Origin of the sequence: Paracoccus panacisoli (assembly GCF_042435015.1) — a bacterium.
Lineage (GTDB): Bacteria > Pseudomonadota > Alphaproteobacteria > Rhodobacterales > Rhodobacteraceae > Paracoccus > Paracoccus panacisoli.
In genome coordinates, this window is the sequence record NZ_JBHMQU010000027.1 from 71,974 (window position 1) to 91,793 (window position 19,820).

Sequence of the window (19,820 nt, forward strand, 5' to 3'; positions counted from 1 at the left end):
ACCGGCTTCCGCGCCGCCGCGCCACGGCTCAGGCCGTGGCGACGAGCTGCCAGTTGGGGTCGTCCTGCCCCATCCGGCGGGCAAAGGTCCACACGTCGCGCTGCTTGCGCGCCGCCTTGGGGTCGCCGTCCACGACGTTGCCCTCGGCATCGCGGTGGGCGGCGATCAGCTCGCCCACGAAGCGCACCGAGACCTCGCCCACCCGGCTCTGCGGGTCGAACACGGCCCCGTCGAGCGCCGTCTCGCGGGTGCCCAGATACTGCACCTCGGTCACGATCCCGCGGGCCTTGCGGTCGGCGATCACCGCCTCGAAGGCCTCGGCCACCTGCGGGGCGAGGAAGGCCCGCACCTCGGTCAGGTCGCCGCGCTCGAAGGCGGTCAGGATCATCTCATAGGCCTGCCGCGCGCCCGACAGGAACGGCCCGACCGCGAACCCCGGCTCGGCCCGCTGCATCTCGGTCAGCGCGGCGGCGGCGGGGCTGCCCGGCTCGGCGTGGTCCAGCACGTCGCCCGCCTCGGGCTCGACCGGGACCGGCCCGGCGCGGCGCGGCAGCGCCTGCGGCTGGGCGGCCTCGCGCGGCGGCTCGAACCCGTCGCGGGTGCCCAGCACGTTGCGCAGCCGCATGATCAGGAAGACGGCGATGGCCCCGAGCACGAGGATCTGGATCAGCGAGTTCGACATGGGCGGCCTTCGGACTGGGTGGGCATTGGTGGCGCGGGGACGTCAGACTATGTAGGGACGAGCGGTGCGCGAGTCCAGTTGCGCGCCCGATGCGCCAAGGTTTCCGAGGGTTTCGCCGATGTGGCTTCTGCTTGCCTTTCTCGTCCTGCCGATCGTCGAGATCGCGCTGTTCATCCAGATGGGCGGGCTGATCGGCCTGTGGCCCACGATCGGGCTGGTGGTGCTGTCGGCGGTCGCGGGCAGCTGGCTCATGCGCCAGCAGGGGGCGGCAGCGCTGGCCGACCTGCAGCGTGCCTTCCGCGACCTGCGCGACCCGACCGCGCCGCTCGCGCACGGGGCGCTGATCCTGCTGGCCGGGGCGCTGATGGTGACGCCGGGGTTCGTGACCGACCTCATGGGCATCGCGCTGCTGATCCCGGCGGTGCGGGGCTGGGTCATCGGCCGGCTGGGCCGGCGCATCCGGGTCGCCGGGGCGGGCTTCGGCTACGGCGGCGCGGGCCCGGCGGCCGACTGGCACCGCGCCGGGCCGCCGGGCGGTGCGCCCCGCGGCCCCTATAGGGGAACGGTGATCGACGCCGACTACGTGGTGATCGACGACGACGCGGCGCCGCCGCCCCCGCCCCCCTCGGGCCGCCCGCAACCGCCCTCGGGGTGGACGCGGCATTGAGCGGCGCGGGCGCGGGTGCTAACACCCGGCGCGACTGTCCCGCACGCCCGGCAGGGGTCGCCCCTGCCCAGGATGGCCCCCGCCCGGGAAGGCCCCAACTCGCAGCAAGGATCGACCGATGACCGACGAAACCGCCAACGGCGCCGCGACCGCCGCCCCCGCCGAGACCGAGGCCCAGCAAGAGCCGCAGGTCCGGCTGAACATCCTCGCCCAGTTCATCCGCGACCTCTCGTTCGAGAACATCGTCGCGCAGAAGGGCATCGCCGGCGAGGTCTCGCCCGAGATCCAGGTGCAGGTCAGCCTCGACGCCCGCAAGCGCCAGCCTGACCACCAGTACGAGGTGATCTGCAAGTATCGCGTCACCTCGGTGAACACCAACGACCAGGCCAAGCTGTTCCTGTGCGAGCTGGACTATGCCGGGGTGTTCCACATCGAGGGCGTGCCGGAAGAGCAGATGCACCCGTTCCTGATGATCGAGTGCCCGCGCATCCTGTTCCCCTTCGTGCGCCGCATCCTGTCGGACGTGACCCGCGACGGCGGCTTCCCGCCCTTCAACCTCGACCCGGTCGATTTCGTGGCCCTCTACCGGCAAGAGGCGCAGCGCCGCGCCGCCGCCCAGGCCACCCGCCCCGAGGGCGCGCCGCTGTCCTGAGCGGCGATGGTGCGGCCGTTCGCGGTGCGAACGGCGTTCGCATGAACTGTGCATGAACGCTGCATGAACATCAGGCGAACATCATATGGCCTGTGCAGGGCCGTCTTTCGGCCCTGCGCCCCCACGGGGGAGTTTTCATGAGTGCGCCCTCGGAGCCGGCCGGGAAATTGCCGCTGAAACGTCCGCCGAAACGGGCGTGGCAAAGAATGCTGTCGGGACGCCGCCTCGATCTGCTCGATCCGACGCCGGTCGATATCGAAATCGCCGATATTGCCCACGGGCTTTCTTTCGTCGCCCGCTGGAATGGCCAGACCCGCGGCGACTGGGCCTATTCCGTCGCCGAACATTCCCTGCTGGTGGAAGAGATATTTGCCCGGCTCGATCCCGGCGCTGATCCGCGCTGGTGTCTCGCGGCGCTGCTGCATGATGCGCCGGAATATGTGATCGGCGACATGATCTCGCCGGTCAAGGCGGCGCTCGGGGTGGAATACGGGGAAATGGATGCGCGGATTTCCGCCGCCGTGCATCGCCGTTTCGGCCTGCCCGCCGCCATTCCCGCGTTGATCCGCAAACGGATCAAGACCGCCGACCGCATTTCCGCCCGGCTCGAGGCGGTCGAGATCGCGGGCTTCAGCCCCGCCGAAGCGGACCGGCTGTTCCCGCTGCCGCGGGGGGTGGACACCGCCGGGCTGAAGATTCGCCTGCGTCCCCCGGTCGAGACCCGCGCCGCCTATCTCGCGCGGTTCGCCGAGCTGATGGCTGGCGCCGACCGGCGGCACCAGCCCTGAGCGCCTCAGGCGCCCACTAGGGGCGCGCTCAGAGCGCCAGGTCCTCCAGCGATCCGCCGCCGTCGAGATGCTCGCTGACCCAGCGCGGGCGGCGTCCGCGCCCTGACCAGGTTTGCGTATTGTCCTCGGGGTGGGCGTATTTCGCCTCTCCGGCGGGGCGCGACGCGGCCCCTTCGGACGTGCGGCGGCCTTTGCGCCCGCCGGTCTTCCCCGTCAGCTCGTTGAGCGCAAAGCCGTGTTCACGCGCTGCCTGCTCGACGGCGGCCATCGCTTCCTTGCGTTTGCGGTCCTGAAACGAGCTGATCGCCCGATCGACACGGGCACGAAGTCCGCGAAGATCCTCGAGCGACAGCGAGTCGATATCGAAATCTTCCAAGCTGGTTCACCTGTCTGGCTGTTCATTAATGCAGACAATATCGGACCATCCGACATTGCCTAATTAACGTATTTCAGCGCGGACTGCGTTTCGCAAGTATTCTTTGCAATGTCCGGCGGTGCATATGCAGCCGTCGCGCGGTTTCGCTGACATTGCGGTCGCATTGCTCGAACACCCGCTGGATATGTTCCCAGCGAATCCGATCGGCCGACATCGGATTTTCCGGCGGCGGCGGCAATGCGGATTCCTCGGTCAGTAATGCCGTCGTGATCTCGTCGGCGTCGGCGGGTTTCGACAGGTAATCCGTGGCCCCCATCTTCACCGCCGCCACCGCGGTCGCAATCGCGCCATATCCCGTCAGCACGACGATCCGCGCATCCTCGCGCCCCGACCGCAGCGCATCCACCACGTCGAGCCCGCTCCCATCCTCGAGCCGCAGGTCCACCACCGCATAGGCCGGGCAACCCGCGGCCAGCGCCTCACGCGCCGCGGCGACGCTGGTGGCGATGCGCGGCTGGAAGCCCCGCCGCTCCATCGCGCGGGCCAGCCGGGTCACGAAGACCTCGTCGTCGTCCACCAGCAGCAGGCTCGGGTCGCTGCCGATTGCGGCGCTGTTGTCTTCGGTCATGGCTTTCTCGCGGATCAACGACGTTCCGCGACCAGATATTCGGGAAAACCGCCCGGGGTCAAATCCGCATCAGGATTTTGCGTGATCCACGAAACAGGCGACGGTGTCGGCCATCTGCTCGGGGGTGGTATCGCGGGTAAAGAACTCGACCGTGCCGCGACCCGGCAGCACCAGATAACTCTGCGTCGTGTGATCGACGAGATAGCTCTCCTTGTCCTCGGCGTCGTTCACCTTGAAATACCCGCGCCAGGCTTTGCTCACGGCGGTGACCTCGTCCACGCTGCCGGTCAGGCCCAGCATGTCGGGATGCATCGCGTCGGTGAAGTCGCGCATCCGCTCGGGCGTGTCGCGGGCCGGATCGACGGACATGAAGACCGGCCGCACGTCATAGCCGCGTGCCTTGAGCAGGTCGACGGCGGCGGCATTGCGGGCGTTGTCCATCGGGCAGACGTCCGGGCAATAGGTGTAGCCCATGTAGAAGATCGAGGGCCGGTCGAAGACCTGCGCGTCGGTCACCCGGGCGCCGGTCTCGTCGGTCAGCGTGAAGGGCCCGCCGAGCGCCTCGGTGCCCCCGGCCACGGCCGAGCGGCGGCAGTCGGCAAAGACGTCACCCCCCGCCGGGCGCAGCCACAGCCAGCCGGTCAGCAACAGCAGCGCCGAAGCGACGACGGCGAGGATCATGATGCGGCGTTCGGTCATCGGGCGGGCCTTCGGGTTCGGGCGCCGGTTGCGGCGCAGAGAGGGGCGCAGGGACGGGCGTGCAGGCAGCGCACGCGGGGGCGCGGCGTTGCGCCGGCGCCCGGCCGTGGGTATCAAGTCCGGGCGCAGGTCTTCAAGTCGGCAGGATGACGCGGAGCCATTTCCCCAGCACCGTCGCCGGCGGGCCCGACCTCCGCCTCGGCGGCGGCGGCCCGCTCGGCCGGGCCGAGCCGGTCCGGCGCCGCACCCTCGTCGCGCTGCGCTGGGTGGCGCTGGCGGGACAGGCCTCGGCCGTGCTGGCGGCGTGGCTGCTGGGCGCGCAACTGCCGTTCCTGCCGGTGCTGGCGGTGATCCTCGCGGCGGCGGCGGCCAATCTCGCGCTCGGGGCCCGGCAGGGTCGCGTCTCGCCGCGCGAGGCGCTGGCGCAGCTTGTGCTCGACACCGTGCAGACCGGGACGCTCCTGACGCTGACCGGCGGCACCGGCAATCCGTTCGCGCTGTTCGTGCTCGCGCCGCTGACCATCGGGGCGAGCGTCCTGCCGCGCCGGCTGCTCTACGTGCTGGGCACGGCCACGGCGCTGACGGTGCTGGCGATGACGCTGCTGCCCGTGCCGCTGGTGTTCGCCGCGGCGAGCGCCCGGACCGCCGACACCGCGATGGATGTCGCCGCCGTGCTGGCGCTGGCGATCGGCGGGCTGTTCCTCGCGCTCTCGACGCACCGCGTCTCGTCGGAGCTGTCGGCGACCGAGAACGCCCTGCAGGCGACCCGCATGGGCCTGGCGCGGGAACAGCGGTTGCAGCACCTGGGCGGGGTGGTCGCGGCGGCGGCGCACGAGATGGGCACGCCGCTGGCGACCATCAAGCTGGTCGCGGGCGAGCTCGCCGACGACCTGTCGGGACGCGAGGGGATCGGCCCTGACGTCGGCGCGGATCTGGCGCTGCTGCAAAGCTCGGCCGACCGCTGCCGCGACATCCTGCGCAGCATGGGCAGCGCCGGGAAGGACGACCTGCACCTGCACAGCGCGCCGCTGTCGGACCTGCTCGAGGAAGCCGCCCGCCCCCATCTCAACCGCGGCGCCGAGATCTGCATCGACGACACCACCGGCGCGATCGTCCGGCGCGATCCCGCGGTCATCCACGCGCTGCGCAACCTCGTCCAGAACGCCGTGGATTTCGCTGCCACGCGCGTCAACGTCACCGCCGCGCGCGAGGCCGGGCGGATCACCGTGACGATCCGCGACGACGGCCCCGGCTATCCGCCGCATCTGCTGGGCCGGCTGGGCGAGCCCTACCTCACCACCCGCCGGCAGGGGACTGAGGGTCCGGACGGCTATGAGGGGATGGGGCTGGGGCTCTTCATCGGCCGCACGCTGCTCGAGCGCAGCGGGGGACGGGTCAGCTTTGCGAACGACGGCGGGGCGGTGGCGCGGGTGAGCTGGCCCGAGGCGGCGCTGCTGGCCGACGATCGCGCCGTGCTGCGGCCGAATCCCGCAATCTCCGATTGAATCCGGGCGCGCCTTAACCTTTCCTTAAGCGAACGGGTGTTACGCAACGCCTGAACGATCGCGGGCGGTTGCATGGTGGACTGGACGATCATTGCCTGGGCATTTCTGGCCGGAACGGGGTCGCTCTTGGCCGTTCTGCTGATCCTGCGACTGACCGGAGCGCTTGGCAGCGGGCTCGGTGGCGAAGGCGCGGCGCGCAAGGCCGCACGACCGTCGGTTGAGCCGCTGATCCTGCTGTTCCGCGACCGCCGGCTGGTCGATGCGACCGGCCCGGCGCGGGCGCTGCTCGACGCGCTGCCGGGCGAGGGTGACTGGGCGCGGCTCTGGACCTGGCTCGGGCAACGGTTCGAGGCGCCGCAGCGCATCCTGGAGATGGCGGCGGCGGATGGCACCGCGGTCCTCGCGGGTACCCCGGCCGCCGGAGCCGTGGCGAGCGAGTGCAGCGCCGCCCTGCGGCTGCGGGCCGAGGATCTGGGCGGCGGGCTGCTGCGGCTCGAACTCGTCGATCCGACGCTCGAGCAGGGCGGGATCACCGTCAACGCCCACGCGCTGGCCGCGATGGAGGATGAACTCGGGGTGCTGCGCGAATCGGTGGACCACGCGCCGGTGCTGATCTGGCGGGAGGACGCGGAAGGGACCGTGACCTGGGCCAACGCCGCCTATCTGCGCGAGATCGAGGCGCTCAACCCCGACGACGTGGTCTGGCCGCTGCCGCGGCTGATCGACCTGCCCGGCGACGCCGATTCGGTCCGCCGGGCGCGGATCGAGGTGGACGACCAGTCGCGCTGGTTCGACTGTCATTTTCAAGCCGCCGACGGGCACCGCACGATCTTCGCCGTTCCCGCCGACGACGCGGTGCGGGCCGAGGGCAGCCTCCGCGAGTTCGTCCGCACGCTGACCAAGACCTTTGCCGACCTGCACATCGGCCTTGCCATCTTCGACCGCGAGCGGCGGCTGCAGCTCTTCAACCCGGCGCTGATCGACCTGACCGGCCTGCCCGGTGGCTTCCTGACCGCGCGCCCGACCCTGCACGCGGTGCTCGACGCGCTGCGCGAGCGGCGGATGGTGCCCGAGCCCAAGGACTACGCGAGCTGGCGGCGCACCATCGCCACGCTCGAGGCCGGCGCCGCCTCTGGCCACCATGTCGAGACCTGGAGCCTACCCGGCGGCCAGACCTACCGCGTGACCGGCCGGCCGCATCCGGACGGGGCGATCGCGCTGCTCATCGACGACATCAGCGCCGAGATCGCCATGACCCGGCGGTTCCGGGCCGAGCTGTCCCTCAGCGCCGAGGTCATGGATGCGATGGGCTCGGCGGTGGCGATCTTCGACGCGGACGGGCGGTTGCTCAGCACGAACCGCCGCTTCGAGGCGCTGTGGGCCGCCGAGGGCACCCCGACCCTGCGCGGCTACGACGAACGCTGGAGGCTGACCGCCGGGGACAGCCCCGGCTATCACGCCCTGCGCGCCGCGCTCACCGCCGCGCGCCCCGAGGGCAGCCGCAGCGGCGCAATGGCCGGCCCGGCGCGCGAGCTGCTCTCGTGGCAGGTGTGCCTGCTGTCGGCGGGGCGCCGGATGGTGATGTTCGCCGCCACGGTTCCTGCGGGCGCGACACTCGCTTCCTCGCCGGACAGCGTGGCCGCGGGTGCTGGGGTTCTTGGCGAGGCGAGCGAGGCGGCGATGGCTTTTGCGATGCCGGCTACTGCTATCCCGGCGGCGGCCGGTGCCGCGCCGGACCCCGGCGGAACGCTACCGCGCGAGCCGCAGCAGGGCTGGCCGGTGCGTTCGGGGTCCGCTCTGGCCCTGACGGAAGGCGGGGAGCGCGTGGCGGGCGGCGTCGGCTGAGAGGCAGGCGGTGTCTGTGGACGCGCGGCCTAATGGAGCCGGCACCGCAGCAGAACTGTTGGAGTGTTTGGCGGGCGCGCAGACGCTGTCGGAAGTCGGTGAGCGAGTGGCCGGTGAGGGCGCCGAGGCGCGGGTCTAGTCCACCGACGCCGGGCCAAACGCGCTAGCGCTCGAGCGAATCGGCAGAGCTTTCACAGCCGGACCCCTCTGTCGCCGCAGTCAGCACGACGCGCGGTTGGTCAGGGGTAACGATGAGGTAGGGCCTCTGCCGCGCGCCTCGGCCGCAGCGAGCGGCGCGGCTCCAAGCCTTAGGTAATCTCGCCAGTACGCGACATTACCGTGCGGTCACGCCCGCCGCCTTCGGCAGGTTGCCCCTTTTCGCCAACTGCGCGCCCCTACCGCGTCGTGCGGGCGCCGAAGATGGCGCTGCCGACGCGGACGTGGGTGGCGCCCTCGGCGATGGCGGTCTCGAAATCGGCGCTCATGCCCATCGACAGGCCGGGCAGGTCGTTGCGCTTCGCGATTGCGGCGAGGGCGCGGAAGTGCGGCAGCGGGTCGGCGTCGTCGGGCGGGATCGCCATGCAGCCGACGAGGTTCAGCCCCAGCCGCCGGGCGGCCGCGATCAGCGCGTCGGCCTCGTCGGGAAGCACGCCCGCTTTCTGCGGCTCGGCGCCGGTGTTGACCTGCACGAAGACCTCGGGGCGGCGGCCGGTCTCGTCCGAGATCCGGGCCAGCCTCTCGGCCAGCGAGATCCGGTCGAGGCTGTGGATCGCGTCGAACAATTCGACCGCCGCGCGGGCCTTGTTGGATTGCAGCGGGCCGATCAGGTGCAGCGCCACGTCAGGCCAGCGCTCGCGCCAGGCGGGCCACTTGCCCTGCGCCTCCTGCACGTAATTCTCGCCGAACACCCTGGCTCCGGCCGAGAGGACGGCCTCGACCCGGTCTGGCGGTTGCAGCTTGCTGACCGCGATGAGGGTGACGCTGCCCGCGGGACGCCCGGCGGCGGCCTCGGCCGCGGCGATGCGGCGGCGGATGTCGTCCAGTCCCATGCGATCCTCCTTGCATTTGTGCACCCGAGCGGCCGGCGCCTGTCGTCGGAACTTCAGGCAGCGCCGTCGACAGACGGAAACGTCAGGATGTCCCGCGTGCGTTTCTGCGTCTGACCGCCTCGCACGTCACGGGCGTCGCAAAAGAAAAGAGCGGGCGCAAGGCCCGCTCTTTCCGTATTCCCGATCCGGATGGATCAGAATTTGAAGACCAGACCGAAGTCGGCCATGGTGCGGTCGCTCAGGCTGGAGCCGAGAGCGTCGTCGCCCGAGACGTTGACCACGCCACCTTTCACGGTCGCGCCGCCACCCAGATCGTAGGAAGCGCCAACACCAACGATATCAGCCGTGAACTCGTCGGCCGGGGTGTCGTACGCCACCCGACGCCAGTAGCCAGCCAAGCCGACACCGTTCGCCATCTTGTACTCGGCGCCCACGCCGAACTGGTCGACGTCCAGATCGCCGGTCAGGGTCGGGATGTCCTCGACCGTGGTGGTCATGTAGATGCCCTTGACCTTGACTTCGTTGAAGACGGTCGCGGCCGAGATACCCCAGCTGGTGTTTTCGTAGGCGCCGCCTTCGAAGCCCACCGGGTCGATGTAGAAGTCCGACTTTTCGTAGCCGATGCCGAACTCGTAGCCGGCCATCTCGTACTTGGCGCCCAGCGAGTAGGCGTTGTTGTCGCGGTCGATGGCCGAGTAGCCGATGTTCTGGTCCATGAACGACGCGAACAGCTTCACACCGTTGATGCTGTATTCGTACAGCAAGCCGGCTTCGCTGTAGACGCTGTCGTCAAAGTCCGACGACGAGTAGCCGAATTCGTTCAGGTAATCGAGGCCCGACATCCCGATTTCCGGCAGGTCGCCCAGGGCGTTTTCCATGCCCGAGTCGATGTCGCCGGCGCTCAGCTTGCCGTAGGAACCCGACACCCAGACCAGGCCCTTGTCAGCCGACAGGTTGTTGCGGACGGCGTACGTGTTGACCACGGTGCCATCGGCTTCGTCGATCGAGAACTGGCTGCCGTAGCGGGCGCGCTGGGCTTCTTCGGCACGGACTTCGGCGCCGAATTCCAGGCCCGAGTCGCTGGTGCCGGTCATGGTGAACTTGACGCGGGCGCGGTTCACGACGTTCCAGGCCGAGTCGGTGGTGGTGCAGCGGAAGTTGGCGCACAGATCGCTGTCGTAGCGCATACCGATGCGCGCGTCGCCCGACACGGCGACTTCAGCCGACGCGGCGCCGGCGAAGGCGACCAGCGCGCTGGTGGCGAAAAGAACCTTTTTCATGGCTTCCCTCATGTCTCTCTGTCACCCCTGCCGGTTGGTCCAGCGTGGGTATGGGGAATAAGTCGCGCTTTCCGCATGGCATTGCAACGATTGCGCCCCCCCGCCCGGGCGGTTGCCTTTTCTGTGGTGCACAAGCGCCACAGTCAGTTGCGCGGGCTGCAATCGCAGGCGGATCGGCCCCCGGTGGCGCCGCTCCGGCCCGCGCCACGCGGGGTTTCGCCGCGATCCGGTGCGGCGGCCGAGCGGCCAGGGCACGAGGCCAACCGACCCCCGCTGCCCGCCGGGGCGCTTGTCGCGCGCGGGGAATCCGCGCTATGCCTCGCCCGACGCCGTACGCGGGCGACCGCGCCGTTTCTGGGGAAAGCCTCGACATGATCCTTTGCGCCGTTCCGTTCCGCGCCGCACGCCCGGTTGCCGTCCTCGGACTCGTCCTGTCGCTGGCCGCATGCGGGGGCAGCGGCGGGAAAGGCGGGCTCTTCGGCCTCGGCCCGTCCGAGCACAACAAGCGCCCGGTCGCCGAGCAGCGCGAATCGACCATCTGGGACCTGTTCTCGGGCCGCGACTCCAGCAACCAGCAGGTCGCGGTGAACCGCTACCTGTGGAACGCCAGCCTCGACATCCTCAACTTCCTGCCGATCCAGTCCATCGACCCGTTCACCGGGGTGATCGTGACCGGCTACGGCACGCCCCCCGGCGGCGGGCGCGCCTATCGCGCCACGGTCAAGATCAGCGACCCGGCGCTCGACGCGCGCAGCCTCAAGCTGTCGCTGCAGGGGGCGGGCGGCGCGGCGGTGGCGCCCGACACGGTGCGCGCGGTCGAGGATGCGATCCTGACCCGCGCGCGTCAGCTCAGGGTCCGCGACGGGCAACTGTAAGGCGGCGCTCGCAGCCCCGGCCGGGCAACTGGACCTTCGGGGGGCAGGCGGCTAAACCCGCCGGGCGCGCGCGTGGCGTGCGTTCCACCCTCCCCAGAGAAGTTGCCGAGGTCCGCCATGTCCTATGATCCCGCCCACAGCGAGCCGCGCTGGCAGCAGGCCTGGGACGATGCCGGCAGCTTCCGCGCCGTGCGCGACGACCGGCCGAAATACTACGTGCTCGAGATGTTCCCCTATCCCTCGGGGCGCATCCACATGGGGCACGTGCGCAACTACACGATGGGCGACGTGGTGGCGCGGTTCAAGCGCGCGCAGGGGTTCAGCGTCTTGCACCCGATGGGCTGGGACGCCTTCGGGATGCCGGCCGAGAACGCCGCGATGGAGCAGGGCGGCCACCCCCGCGACTGGACCTATGCCAACATCGCCACCATGCGCGGGCAGCTGAAGCCGCTCGGCCTCTCGATCGACTGGAGCCGCGAATTCGCCACCTGCGACGACGACTACGTGGCCCAGCAGCAGCGGATGTTCCTCGATTTCCTCGACGCCGGGCTGATCTACCGCAAGGCGGCGGTGGTGAACTGGGACCCGGTGGACATGACCGTGCTGGCCAACGAGCAGGTCATCGACGGCAAGGGCTGGCGCTCGAACGCGCCGGTCGAGCGGCGCGAGCTGACCCAGTGGTTCTTCCGCATCTCGGATTACTCCGAGGAGCTGCTGGCGGCGCTCGACGGGCTCGAGGGCTGGCCCGAGAAGGTCCGCACCATGCAGGCCAACTGGATCGGCCGCTCGCGCGGGCTGCAGTTCCGGTTCGAGACGGTGGATGCCCCCGCGGGATTCGACAAGATCGAGGTCTATACCACCCGCCCCGACACGCTGCGCGGCGCCTCGTTCGTGGCGATCTCGCCCGATCACCCGCTGGCCAAGGCGCTCGAGCATGACCCGGACATCGCGGCCTTCGTGGCCGAGTGCCGCAAGGGCGGCACGACCGAAGAGGCGATCGAGACCGGCGAGAAGCTGGGGCTCGACACCGGGATCAAGGTGCGCCACCCGCTGGACCCCGCGTGGGAGCTGCCGGTCTGGATCGCCAATTTCGTGCTGATGGACTACGGCACCGGGGCGATCTTCGGCTCGCCCGCGCATGACCAGCGCGACCATGACTTCGCGGTGAAATACGGCCTGCCGATCCGCGCCACCTTCGCGCCCTCGGGGATGACCGAGGCCGAGGCGGACGCGTTCGTGGCCGCGGCGCCCTTCCTGCCGCCCAAGTCCGAGCCGGTGTGCTACGTCCGCGGCTTTGCCGGCCCGCCCGAGCAGAGCGGCGAGGCCGGCGTCGCCGCGGCGATCGAGGCCGCCGAGGCCGCCGGCTGGGGCGAGGGCGTGACCCGGTTCCGCCTGCGCGACTGGGGCATCTCGCGGCAGCGCTACTGGGGCTGCCCGATCCCGGTGGTGCATTGCCCCGCCTGCGGCACGGTGCCCGAGGCGCCCGAGAACCTGCCGGTGCTGCTGCCGCGCGACGTGAGCTTCGACCAGCCGGGCAACCCGCTCGACCGCCATCCGACCTGGCGCGAGACGACCTGCCCCAAATGCGGCGGCGCGGCGCGGCGCGAGACCGACACGATGGACACCTTCGTCGATTCGTCCTGGTACTACGCCCGCTTCACCGCCCCGCACGCGCTGACCCCGACGGTGCGGGAGGATGCGGATTACTGGATGAACGTCGACCAGTACATCGGCGGCATCGAGCACGCGATCCTGCACCTGCTCTATTCCCGCTTCTTCGCCCGGGCGATGGTCCGCACCGGCCACCTGCCCGAGACCGCGAAGGAGCCGTTCGACGCGCTCTTCACCCAAGGCATGGTCACGCACGAGATCTATCTGACCCGCGACGACCGCGGCCGGCCGGTCTATCACCTGCCCGAAGAGGTGCGCGACGGAAAGCTCGCGGACGGCACCGCGGTCGAGATCATCCCCTCGGCCAAGATGTCGAAATCCAAGAAGAACGTCGTGGACCCGGTGGACATCGTGACCCGGCTCGGGGCCGACACGGCGCGCTGGTTCATGCTGTCGGACAGCCCGCCCGAGCGGGACGTCGAATGGACCGCCGCGGGGGCCGAGGCCTCGGCGCGGTTCCTGTCGCGGCTCTGGCGGCTCGCCGACGAGGGGCGGGCGGGGGCCGAGGACGTGGCCGACCCCGATCTCGACCGCACCACCCACCGGGCGATCGACGAGATCACCCGCGCGATCGAGGGCTTCGCCTTCAACAAGGCGGTGGCCAAGCTCTATGAACTTGCCAACGCGCTGGGCAAGTCGCCGGCGCGGGGCGAGCCGCGGCGCGCGGTGCTGCGGGTGATGGCGCAGCTGATGGCGCCGATGGTGCCGCACCTGGCCGAGGATGTCTGGGCGATGGCCGGCGGTGCGGGCCTGGCCGTCGACGCGCCCTGGCCCAAGGCCGACCCGGCGATGCTGGTCGAGGACAGCGTGACGCTGCCGATCCAGATCAACGGCAAGCGCCGGGGCGAGATCGCCGTGCCGCGCGACATGGGCGCGGCCGAGGTCGAGGCGCTCGTCCTCGCCGATCCGGCGGTGCAGAAGTTCCTGAACGGCGCGGCGCCGAAGAAGCTGATCGTCGTGCCGGGGCGGATCGTCAATGTGGTCGCGTAGGGCGGCCCTCGCCGCGGCGCTGCTGGCCGGGTTCGGGCTGGCGGGCTGCGGCTTCACCCCGGTCTACGGGCCGGGGGGCGCGGGGACGCGGCTGCACGGGCAGGTGCGGGTCGCGGACCCGGTGACCGCCGACGACTACGCCTTCCTGCGCCGCATGACCGAGCGGCTGGGGCCGGCCGAGGCTGGGCGCTATGACCTCGCCTATACGCTGCGGATCGCGGTGCTGCCGCAGGCGATCACCCCGGATGAGGTGACCACGCGCTTCTCGCTCAACGGTACCGCCGCCTATCGGCTGACCGATGCGGCCTCGGGCGCGGTGGTGGCGCAGGGCGAGGTCAGCAACTTCACCAGCCACTCGACCGTGGGCACCGTCATCGCCACCACGGCGGCCGAGGCGGACGCGCGCGGGCGGCTGGCGGTGATGCTGGCCGATCAGGTGGTGACGCGGCTTCTGGCGACGGTGCCCTGAGGTGCTGCTGAAGGGCGCCGAGATCGCGCGCTATCTCGCGAAGCCGGACCCGACCCGACCGGCGCTGCTGATCCACGGGCAGGACGCGATGCGCGTGGCGCTCAAGCGCGCCGACGCGGTGGCGGCGCTGACCGGCCCGGACGCCGAGGCCGAGATGCGCCTGACCCGCATCGCCGGGGCCGAGCTGCGCCGCGACGGGGCGCGGCTGATGGACGAGATCAAGGCGGTGGGGTTCTTTCCCGGCCCCCGCGTGGTGCTGGTGGACGAGGCGACGGACGCCGCGGCCCCGGCCATCGCCGCGGCGCTGGACGGCTGGACGCATGGCGATGCGGTGATCGTCGTGACCGCCGCGGGGCTCGGCAAGGGCTCGGCGCTGCGCAAGCTCTTCGAGCCGCACAAGGCGGCGGTCTGCGCCCCGGTCTACGACGAGCCGCCGGGCGAGGAAGAGATTGCCCGCTGGCTGGCCGAGGCGGGGCTGCGCGCCGTCCCGCCGGCGGCGATGCGCGACCTCTCGGCGCTGTCGCGGGCCATCGACCCGGGCGATTTCCGCCAGACCCTGACCAAGATCGGGCTCTACAAGCGCGGCGACGACAGCCCGCTGACCGCAGACGAGATCGCCGCGCTGGCCCCCGCCACCATCGAGGCGGGGGTGGACGAGCTGATCGACGCCGCCGCCGAGGGCCGCGCCGACGCGCTCGGCCCGCTGATGCGGCGGATCGAGACTCAGGGCATCGCGCCGGTGGCCATCTGCATCGCCGCTCTGCGCCATTTCCGCACCCTGCACCGCATCGCCGCCGATCCGGGCGGCGTGCAGGCGGGGCTGGGCAAGCTGCGCCCGCCGCTCTTCGGCCCGCGCCGCGACCGGATGGCGCGGCAGGCGCAGGGCTGGGGGATGCGCGCGCTCGAGGACGCGATGCATGAGCTGGTCGGGACGGACCTCACGCTCCGCTCCTCGTCGCGGGCGCCGGCCATGGCGGTGATGGAGCGGGCGCTGATTCGGCTGGCGATGATGCCGCGGGGGACACGGTGAGCGAGGCGATCCCGGCGCTGGTGATCGGCGCCGGGCCGGCCGGGCTGATGGCGGCCGAGACGCTGGCCGCGGCGGGCGTGCCGGTGGTCGTCGCCGAGGCGATGCCGACCCCGGCGCGCAAGTTCCTGATGGCCGGCAAGTCCGGGCTGAACCTGACCCGCGCCGAGCCCGCGGCGGCGTTTGCCGCCCGCATCGCCGGGGGCGGGGCCCAGGCCGAAGGGTATTTGAGCCAGAAGGACTTGCAGGTGATCGTTGCGGGCTTCGGCCCTGCCGAGGTGCGGGACTGGGCCGAAGGGCTGGGGATCGCGCTGTTTGCCGGCTCGACCGGCCGGGTCTTTCCGGTCGGCATGAAGGCCTCGCCACTGCTGCGCGCCTGGCTGGCGCGGCTGGGGGCGGCGGGGGTCGAGTTGCGAAGCCGCTGGCGCTGGCAGGGATTCGCCGGGGATGGGCTGCGCTTTGCGACGCCCGAGGGGGTGCGCGCGTTGCGCCCCGCCGTCACGGTGCTGGCGCTCGGCGGAGCCAGCTGGCCGCGGCTTGGCTCGGACGCGGCGTGGGTGCCGTGGCTCACCGCCGAGGGGGTCGCGGTGGCGCCGTTCCGCCCGGCCAACATGGGGCTGCGGGTCGCCTGGTCGCCCGCCATGGACCGGCACTTTGGCACCGCGATCAAGGGGACGCGGCTGGCGGCGGGCGGGCTCTCCAGCCGTGGCGAGTGGGTGGTGACCCGCCACGGCGCCGAGGGCGGCGGGATCTACGAGGTCTCGGCCGCGCTGCGCGACGGGGCGCCGGGGGTCGTGGACCTCGCGCCCGACCTCGACACCCCCACGCTGGCGGCGCGGCTGGCCCGGCCACGGGGCAGGCTGTCGGTCGGCAACTGGCTGCGGCGGGTGCTGGGCGATCCGGTCCGGGTGGCGCTGCTCTTCGAGTGGGGGCGGCCCCTGCCCGACGATCCCGCCGCGCTGGCCGCCCGGATCAAGGCGCTGCCGATCCGGCACGCCGGGGTGCAGGGGCTGGAGCGGGCGATCTCGTCGGCGGGCGGGATCAAGCTGGGCAGCCTGCGCCCGACGCTTGAACTCGCCGCCCGGCCGGGGGTGTTCGCCGCCGGCGAGATGCTGGACTGGGAGGCGCCGACCGGCGGCTATCTGCTGACCGCCTGCCTCGCCACCGGGCGCCATGCGGGGCTCGCCGCGGCGCAGCGTCTGGCCGGCTGAACCGCCCCGCGCGGCAGCCTTCGCCGGAACGCATGGCCGCCCTGCAGCGGGCGCGGGGGCGGTCCCATTGACCGGCCCTGCGACAAGCTGTCACGTGGCGTCATCAACCTGCCGCGAAAGCGCCCATCATGCCGCATCCGCAGACCCTCAGCGCCTCGTCCGCGCGGCTCTTCACCCCCGTGCTGATCGGCGGGTCGATCATCCTGCTCATCAACTTCGCCATGCGGGCAAGCTTCGGCGTCTTCCAGATCCCCATCGCCGAGACCTTCGGCTGGCCGCGGGCCGAGTTCTCGCTGGCCATCGCCATCCAGAACCTCGCCTGGGGCATCGGCCAGCCGCTGTTCGGGGCGCTGGCCGAGCGCTGGGGCGACAAGGTCGCCATCGTGCTGGGCGCGGCGCTCTATGCGCTGGGTCTGGTCATGACCGCGGTCGCCACCACCCCCGAGGCGATGCAGCTGTGGGAGGTCGCGGTCGGCTTCGGCATCGCCGGGACCGGCTTCGGCGTGATCCTCGCCATCGTCGGCCGCGCGGCGAGCGACGAGAACCGCAGCCTCGCGCTGGGGATCGCCACCGCCGCGGGCTCGGCCGGACAGGTCGTCGGCGCGCCGCTGGCGCAGGGGCTGCTCGCGTTCCTGCCGTGGCAGCAGGTGTTCATGGTCTTTGCCGCGCTGGTGCTGACGGTTCTCCTGTTCCTGCCGATGCTCGGCAACGCCCGGCCCGCCAGCCGGTCAGAGCTCGAGGAGAGCATGGGCGCCGTCCTGCGCCGCGCCTTCACCGATCCGAGCTATCTGATGATCTTCGCCGGGTTCTTTTCGTGCGGCTACCAGCTCGCCTTCATCACCGCGCATTTCCCGGCGATGGTGACCGAGATGTGCGGGCCGATCGCCCCGGACGGCAGCCTCGCCGCGCTGGGCATCACCACCACCTCGGCGCTGGGCGCGGTGGCGATCTCGGTGATCGGGCTGGCCAACATCGGCGGCTCGATCCTCGCCGGGTGGCTGGGGAAGCGCTATCCGCGCAAGTACCTGCTGGCCGGGATCTATGCGCTGCGGACGCTGGTCGCGGCGTGGTTCATCCTGACCCCGATCACCCCCGCGACGGTGCTGATCTTCTCGCTGGCGATGGGGTCGCTGTGGCTGGCCACGGTGCCGCTGACCTCGGGGCTGGTCGCCTATATCTACGGGCTGCGCTACATGGGGACGCTTTACGGCTTCGTCTTCCTGTCCCACCAGCTCGGGTCGTTCCTCGGCGTCTGGCTGGGCGGCAAGCTCTATGACCTCTACGGCGACTACACGCTGGTCTGGTGGGTCGGCGTGGGCGTCGGCGCCTTCTCGGCGCTCATCCACCTGCCGGTGCGCGAGGCGCCCTCGGCCGCCCTGCCGCGCGGCACGGCGGCGGCGGCCTGAGGGACGGCGCTCAGCCTTCGGCCGCCGAGAGGATGTAGCGCGCCGTCATCAGGTCCAGATGCGCGCCGCCGCCGTTCTTGGCGACGGTGATCTCGTCATCCGACCGCCGGCCATAGGCCCCGGCCGGCAGGTCGTAGAAATCGGCGAGGATGTCGCTTTCCCGGATGGTGCCTGCGTCGAGCGGGATCTGGATCTCGCCGATGTGGCCGATGGTCGTGGCCCGGCTGTCCACGAACAGCCGCGCGCGGCGCAGCAGCTCGTCATCGCTCTCGCGCATGTCGGGGCGATAGGCGCCGATCAGGTCGACGTGGGTGCCGGGCGAGATCCACTCGCCGTGCAGCACCGGGCTCGTGGCCATGGTCGCGGTGGCGATGATCTCGGCGTCGCGGACCGCGGGCTCGAGGTCGGCCACGGCCCGCGCCTCGCGCCGGTCGGCCAGCGCGCGGGCGGCCTCGGGCGAGCGGTTCCAGATGCTGATCTCGGCATCGGGGATCATGGCGCGGTAGGCGTCGATCATGCTTTCGGCCACGTGGCCCGCGCCGATCAGCAGCACCCGGCGCGCATCCGGCCGCGCCAGCCGGCGCGCGGAAAGCAGGCTGTCGCCCGCCGTCTTCCACTTGGTGACGAGGTGGAAATCGACCAGCGCCCGCAGCTCTCCGCTCACATCGTCCAGCAGGTTGACGACGCCGTTGATCATGGTGAGGCCGCGGCGCGGGTTGCCGGGAAAGATCGCCGCCGGCTTGATCGCCAGCCCCAGCCCGTCGATCCAGGCGCTGCGGGTCAGCAGCGTGTCGTCGCCGCGGTAGAGGAAGCTGTCGGCCACCTCGGCGCGGGGCAGCTCGTGACCCTGGGCGAGCGCGTCGGTCAGGGCGATCCAGTCGAGCTGGGGTTCGATGTCCGGTCCGATGATCTGCATGGTCTGTCCCTGTCCTGCTCGGCGAGGTCTGTGGCGCGGCCTCTGGCGGGCCGCCGTGCCGCTCAGGCTAGACGGTTGGGCGCTCATCTGCCAGAGCCGAGGGCGCAATGACCGGATCCGGGATGCCAGAGACCCGATCGCCCCCACCGGGGGTGGTGCTGCTCGCGCTCTATCAGGGCGAGCGGTTCCTTGGCGCGCAGCTCGACAGCATCGCCGCGCAGGAGGTGCCGTGGCGGCTGGTCGTCTCGGACGACGGCTCGACCGATGCGGGGCCGGGAATCGTGCGCGGCTTCGCCGACGCCCATCCGGGGCGGGTGACGCTGACCCGCGGCCCCGGGCAGGGGGCGGCGGCGAACTTCCGCGCGCTGCTAGCGGGCGTGCCCGAGGCGGCCGGCTGGGCGGCGCTGGCCGATCAGGACGACGTGTGGCGGCCAGGCAAGCTCGCCCGGGCGCTGGAGGCGCTGGCGGCGGTGCCGGCCGGGCGGCCGGCGCTCTATTGCAGCCGGGTCACGCTCTGCGATCCGGCGCTGCGGCCCATCGGCGCGTCGCGGCCGGCCTATCCGCCGTCCTTCCGCCACGCGCTGGTGCAGAACCTCGTGCAGGGCAACACCGCGGTGCTGAACCCCGCGGCGCTGTCGCTGGTCCGCGCGGCCGAGCCGCTGACCCCGCCGGTGGTGATGCATGACTGGTGGCTCTACCAGCTGGTGACCGGGGCGGGGGGCACGGTGATCCTCGATCCGGCCGAGACGGTGCTCTACCGCCAGCACGAGGGCAACGTGGTCGGCGGCAACGCCGGGCCGCGGGCGCGGCTCGAGAGCTTCACGCGGATGCTCGGCGGCGGCCATCGCGCATGGGGGGCGCAGACGCTCGCCGCGCTGACGCCGGTGCGGCACCTTCTGACCGACGAGAACCGCCGGGTGCTCGACGCCTTCACGGCGCTGCATCATGGCGAGATGGCCGACCGGCTGGTGGCGATGGCCCGCGGCGGGTTCCGCCGGCAGGGGCCGGTGTCGCAGGCGGCGCTGTGGCTTGCCGCGACGCTGGGGCGGCTCTGAGAGCGTGGCGCGTCTGCTAGCGTGGTGGG

19 protein-coding genes are annotated in these 19,820 nt (G+C 71.5%); 12 read left to right on the forward strand and 7 right to left on the reverse strand.

Features of this window, described 5'->3' with window-relative positions; genetic code table 11:
- Positions 1 to 28 precede the first annotated feature (28 nt).
- Complete coding sequence (locus ACFHYO_RS07060; RefSeq protein ID WP_168782841.1) at positions 29 to 682, reverse strand: Tim44/TimA family putative adaptor protein; 654 nt, start codon at positions 680 to 682, stop codon at positions 29 to 31.
- A 118-nt stretch (positions 683 to 800) separates the two neighbouring features.
- Between ACFHYO_RS07060 and ACFHYO_RS07065 the strand changes: the two genes are divergently transcribed.
- The 3 genes from ACFHYO_RS07065 (at position 801) to ACFHYO_RS07075 (ending at position 2,789) form a co-directional block, all read left to right on the forward strand.
- Entirely contained in the window at positions 801 to 1,349 is a 549-nt protein-coding gene (locus ACFHYO_RS07065; RefSeq protein ID WP_394319348.1) for an FxsA family protein, read from the forward strand.
- Positions 1,350 to 1,467: 118 nt separating this feature from the next.
- Entirely contained in the window at positions 1,468 to 2,001 is a 534-nt protein-coding gene (gene secB, locus ACFHYO_RS07070) for a protein-export chaperone SecB (RefSeq protein ID WP_036702211.1), read from the forward strand.
- A 206-nt stretch (positions 2,002 to 2,207) separates the two neighbouring features.
- Positions 2,208 to 2,789: an HD domain-containing protein gene (locus tag ACFHYO_RS07075; protein WP_036732322.1), complete on the forward strand. Its 582-nt coding sequence runs from the start codon at positions 2,208 to 2,210 to the stop codon at positions 2,787 to 2,789.
- A gap of 28 nt (positions 2,790 to 2,817) precedes the next feature.
- On the opposite strand, the gene ACFHYO_RS07080 is transcribed toward ACFHYO_RS07075, so the two are convergent.
- The 3 genes from ACFHYO_RS07080 to ACFHYO_RS07090 all read right to left on the reverse strand — a co-directional run bounded on the left by ACFHYO_RS07080 (position 2,818) and on the right by ACFHYO_RS07090 (position 4,492).
- A complete protein-coding gene (locus ACFHYO_RS07080; protein WP_036732320.1) occupies positions 2,818 to 3,165 on the reverse strand; it encodes an H-NS histone family protein in 348 nt (115 codons plus the stop codon).
- A gap of 73 nt (positions 3,166 to 3,238) precedes the next feature.
- Entirely contained in the window at positions 3,239 to 3,793 is a 555-nt protein-coding gene (locus ACFHYO_RS07085; RefSeq protein ID WP_036732341.1) for an ActR/PrrA/RegA family redox response regulator transcription factor, read from the reverse strand.
- 69 nt (positions 3,794 to 3,862) lie between these two features.
- Complete coding sequence (locus ACFHYO_RS07090; protein WP_036708985.1) at positions 3,863 to 4,492, reverse strand: SCO family protein; 630 nt, start codon at positions 4,490 to 4,492, stop codon at positions 3,863 to 3,865.
- 146 nt (positions 4,493 to 4,638) lie between these two features.
- Between ACFHYO_RS07090 and ACFHYO_RS07095 the strand changes: the two genes are divergently transcribed.
- On the forward strand, positions 4,639 to 5,997 hold the full coding sequence (locus tag ACFHYO_RS07095; RefSeq protein WP_394319351.1) for an ActS/PrrB/RegB family redox-sensitive histidine kinase: 1,359 nt from the start codon (positions 4,639 to 4,641) through the stop codon (positions 5,995 to 5,997).
- A 72-nt stretch (positions 5,998 to 6,069) separates the two neighbouring features.
- Complete coding sequence (locus ACFHYO_RS07100) at positions 6,070 to 7,842, forward strand: PAS-domain containing protein (RefSeq protein ID WP_394319353.1); 1,773 nt, start codon at positions 6,070 to 6,072, stop codon at positions 7,840 to 7,842.
- 395 nt (positions 7,843 to 8,237) lie between these two features.
- Here ACFHYO_RS07100 and ACFHYO_RS07105 read toward each other — a convergent pair whose 3' ends face one another.
- Positions 8,238 to 8,891, reverse strand: coding sequence for a YggS family pyridoxal phosphate-dependent enzyme (locus tag ACFHYO_RS07105; RefSeq protein WP_394319355.1), 654 nt, complete (start codon positions 8,889 to 8,891; stop codon positions 8,238 to 8,240).
- Positions 8,892 to 9,085: 194 nt separating this feature from the next.
- Positions 9,086 to 10,171, reverse strand: coding sequence for a porin (locus ACFHYO_RS07110; protein ID WP_394319357.1), 1,086 nt, complete (start codon positions 10,169 to 10,171; stop codon positions 9,086 to 9,088).
- Positions 10,172 to 10,542: 371 nt separating this feature from the next.
- Here ACFHYO_RS07110 and ACFHYO_RS07115 point away from each other — a divergent pair, with 371 nt between their 5' ends.
- The 6 genes from ACFHYO_RS07115 (at position 10,543) to ACFHYO_RS07140 (ending at position 17,820) form a co-directional block, all read left to right on the forward strand.
- A complete protein-coding gene (locus ACFHYO_RS07115; protein WP_036702198.1) occupies positions 10,543 to 11,046 on the forward strand; it encodes a DUF3576 domain-containing protein in 504 nt (167 codons plus the stop codon).
- A 117-nt stretch (positions 11,047 to 11,163) separates the two neighbouring features.
- On the forward strand, positions 11,164 to 13,707 hold the full coding sequence (gene leuS / locus ACFHYO_RS07120; protein WP_394319359.1) for a leucine--tRNA ligase: 2,544 nt from the start codon (positions 11,164 to 11,166) through the stop codon (positions 13,705 to 13,707).
- Positions 13,694 to 14,176, forward strand: a complete 483-nt coding sequence (lptE, locus tag ACFHYO_RS07125) for an LPS assembly lipoprotein LptE (protein ID WP_394319361.1) — start codon at positions 13,694 to 13,696, stop codon at positions 14,174 to 14,176. Before leuS ends, lptE begins: the two co-directional genes overlap by 14 nt.
- Position 14,177: 1 nt before the next feature.
- A complete protein-coding gene (gene holA / locus ACFHYO_RS07130) occupies positions 14,178 to 15,206 on the forward strand; it encodes a DNA polymerase III subunit delta (RefSeq protein ID WP_394319363.1) in 1,029 nt (342 codons plus the stop codon).
- Between the two features lie 8 nt (positions 15,207 to 15,214).
- Positions 15,215 to 16,414 carry a TIGR03862 family flavoprotein gene (locus ACFHYO_RS07135; RefSeq protein ID WP_394319442.1) on the forward strand — a complete coding sequence of 400 codons (1,200 nt, stop codon included), beginning with the start codon at positions 15,215 to 15,217 and terminating at the stop codon, positions 16,412 to 16,414.
- Positions 16,415 to 16,542: 128 nt separating this feature from the next.
- Positions 16,543 to 17,820, forward strand: a complete 1,278-nt coding sequence (locus ACFHYO_RS07140; RefSeq protein WP_394319365.1) for an MFS transporter — start codon at positions 16,543 to 16,545, stop codon at positions 17,818 to 17,820.
- Positions 17,821 to 17,830: 10 nt separating this feature from the next.
- Here the strand turns inward: ACFHYO_RS07140 and ACFHYO_RS07145 are convergent, their stop codons facing one another.
- Entirely contained in the window at positions 17,831 to 18,736 is a 906-nt protein-coding gene (locus ACFHYO_RS07145) for an ornithine cyclodeaminase family protein (RefSeq protein WP_394319367.1), read from the reverse strand.
- 122 nt (positions 18,737 to 18,858) lie between these two features.
- On the opposite strand from ACFHYO_RS07145, the gene ACFHYO_RS07150 reads away from it, so the two are divergent.
- Positions 18,859 to 19,791 (forward strand): glycosyltransferase, encoded by a 933-nt coding sequence (locus ACFHYO_RS07150; protein WP_394319369.1) that lies wholly within the window; start codon positions 18,859 to 18,861, stop codon positions 19,789 to 19,791.
- The last annotated feature ends 29 nt before the right edge of the window (positions 19,792 to 19,820 follow it).

Coding starts and splice junctions, on each gene's coding strand:
- ACFHYO_RS07100 (WP_394319353.1), top strand. CDS start 6,070: ATGGTGGACTGGACGATCATTGCCTGGGCATTTCTGGCCGGAACGGGG.
- ACFHYO_RS07110 (WP_394319357.1), bottom strand. CDS start 10,171: ATGAAAAAGGTTCTTTTCGCCACCAGCGCGCTGGTCGCCTTCGCCGGC.
- ACFHYO_RS07115 (WP_036702198.1), top strand. CDS start 10,543: ATGATCCTTTGCGCCGTTCCGTTCCGCGCCGCACGCCCGGTTGCCGTC.
- ACFHYO_RS07090 (WP_036708985.1), bottom strand. CDS start 4,492: ATGACCGAACGCCGCATCATGATCCTCGCCGTCGTCGCTTCGGCGCTG.
- ACFHYO_RS07105 (WP_394319355.1), bottom strand. CDS start 8,891: ATGGGACTGGACGACATCCGCCGCCGCATCGCCGCGGCCGAGGCCGCC.
- leuS (WP_394319359.1), top strand. CDS start 11,164: ATGTCCTATGATCCCGCCCACAGCGAGCCGCGCTGGCAGCAGGCCTGG.
- ACFHYO_RS07085 (WP_036732341.1), bottom strand. CDS start 3,793: ATGACCGAAGACAACAGCGCCGCAATCGGCAGCGACCCGAGCCTGCTG.
- ACFHYO_RS07140 (WP_394319365.1), top strand. CDS start 16,543: ATGCCGCATCCGCAGACCCTCAGCGCCTCGTCCGCGCGGCTCTTCACC.
- ACFHYO_RS07095 (WP_394319351.1), top strand. CDS start 4,639: ATGACGCGGAGCCATTTCCCCAGCACCGTCGCCGGCGGGCCCGACCTC.
- ACFHYO_RS07150 (WP_394319369.1), top strand. CDS start 18,859: ATGCCAGAGACCCGATCGCCCCCACCGGGGGTGGTGCTGCTCGCGCTC.
- ACFHYO_RS07065 (WP_394319348.1), top strand. CDS start 801: ATGTGGCTTCTGCTTGCCTTTCTCGTCCTGCCGATCGTCGAGATCGCG.
- lptE (WP_394319361.1), top strand. CDS start 13,694: ATGTGGTCGCGTAGGGCGGCCCTCGCCGCGGCGCTGCTGGCCGGGTTC.
- ACFHYO_RS07075 (WP_036732322.1), top strand. CDS start 2,208: ATGCTGTCGGGACGCCGCCTCGATCTGCTCGATCCGACGCCGGTCGAT.
- ACFHYO_RS07145 (WP_394319367.1), bottom strand. CDS start 18,736: ATGCAGATCATCGGACCGGACATCGAACCCCAGCTCGACTGGATCGCC.
- ACFHYO_RS07060 (WP_168782841.1), bottom strand. CDS start 682: ATGTCGAACTCGCTGATCCAGATCCTCGTGCTCGGGGCCATCGCCGTC.
- secB (WP_036702211.1), top strand. CDS start 1,468: ATGACCGACGAAACCGCCAACGGCGCCGCGACCGCCGCCCCCGCCGAG.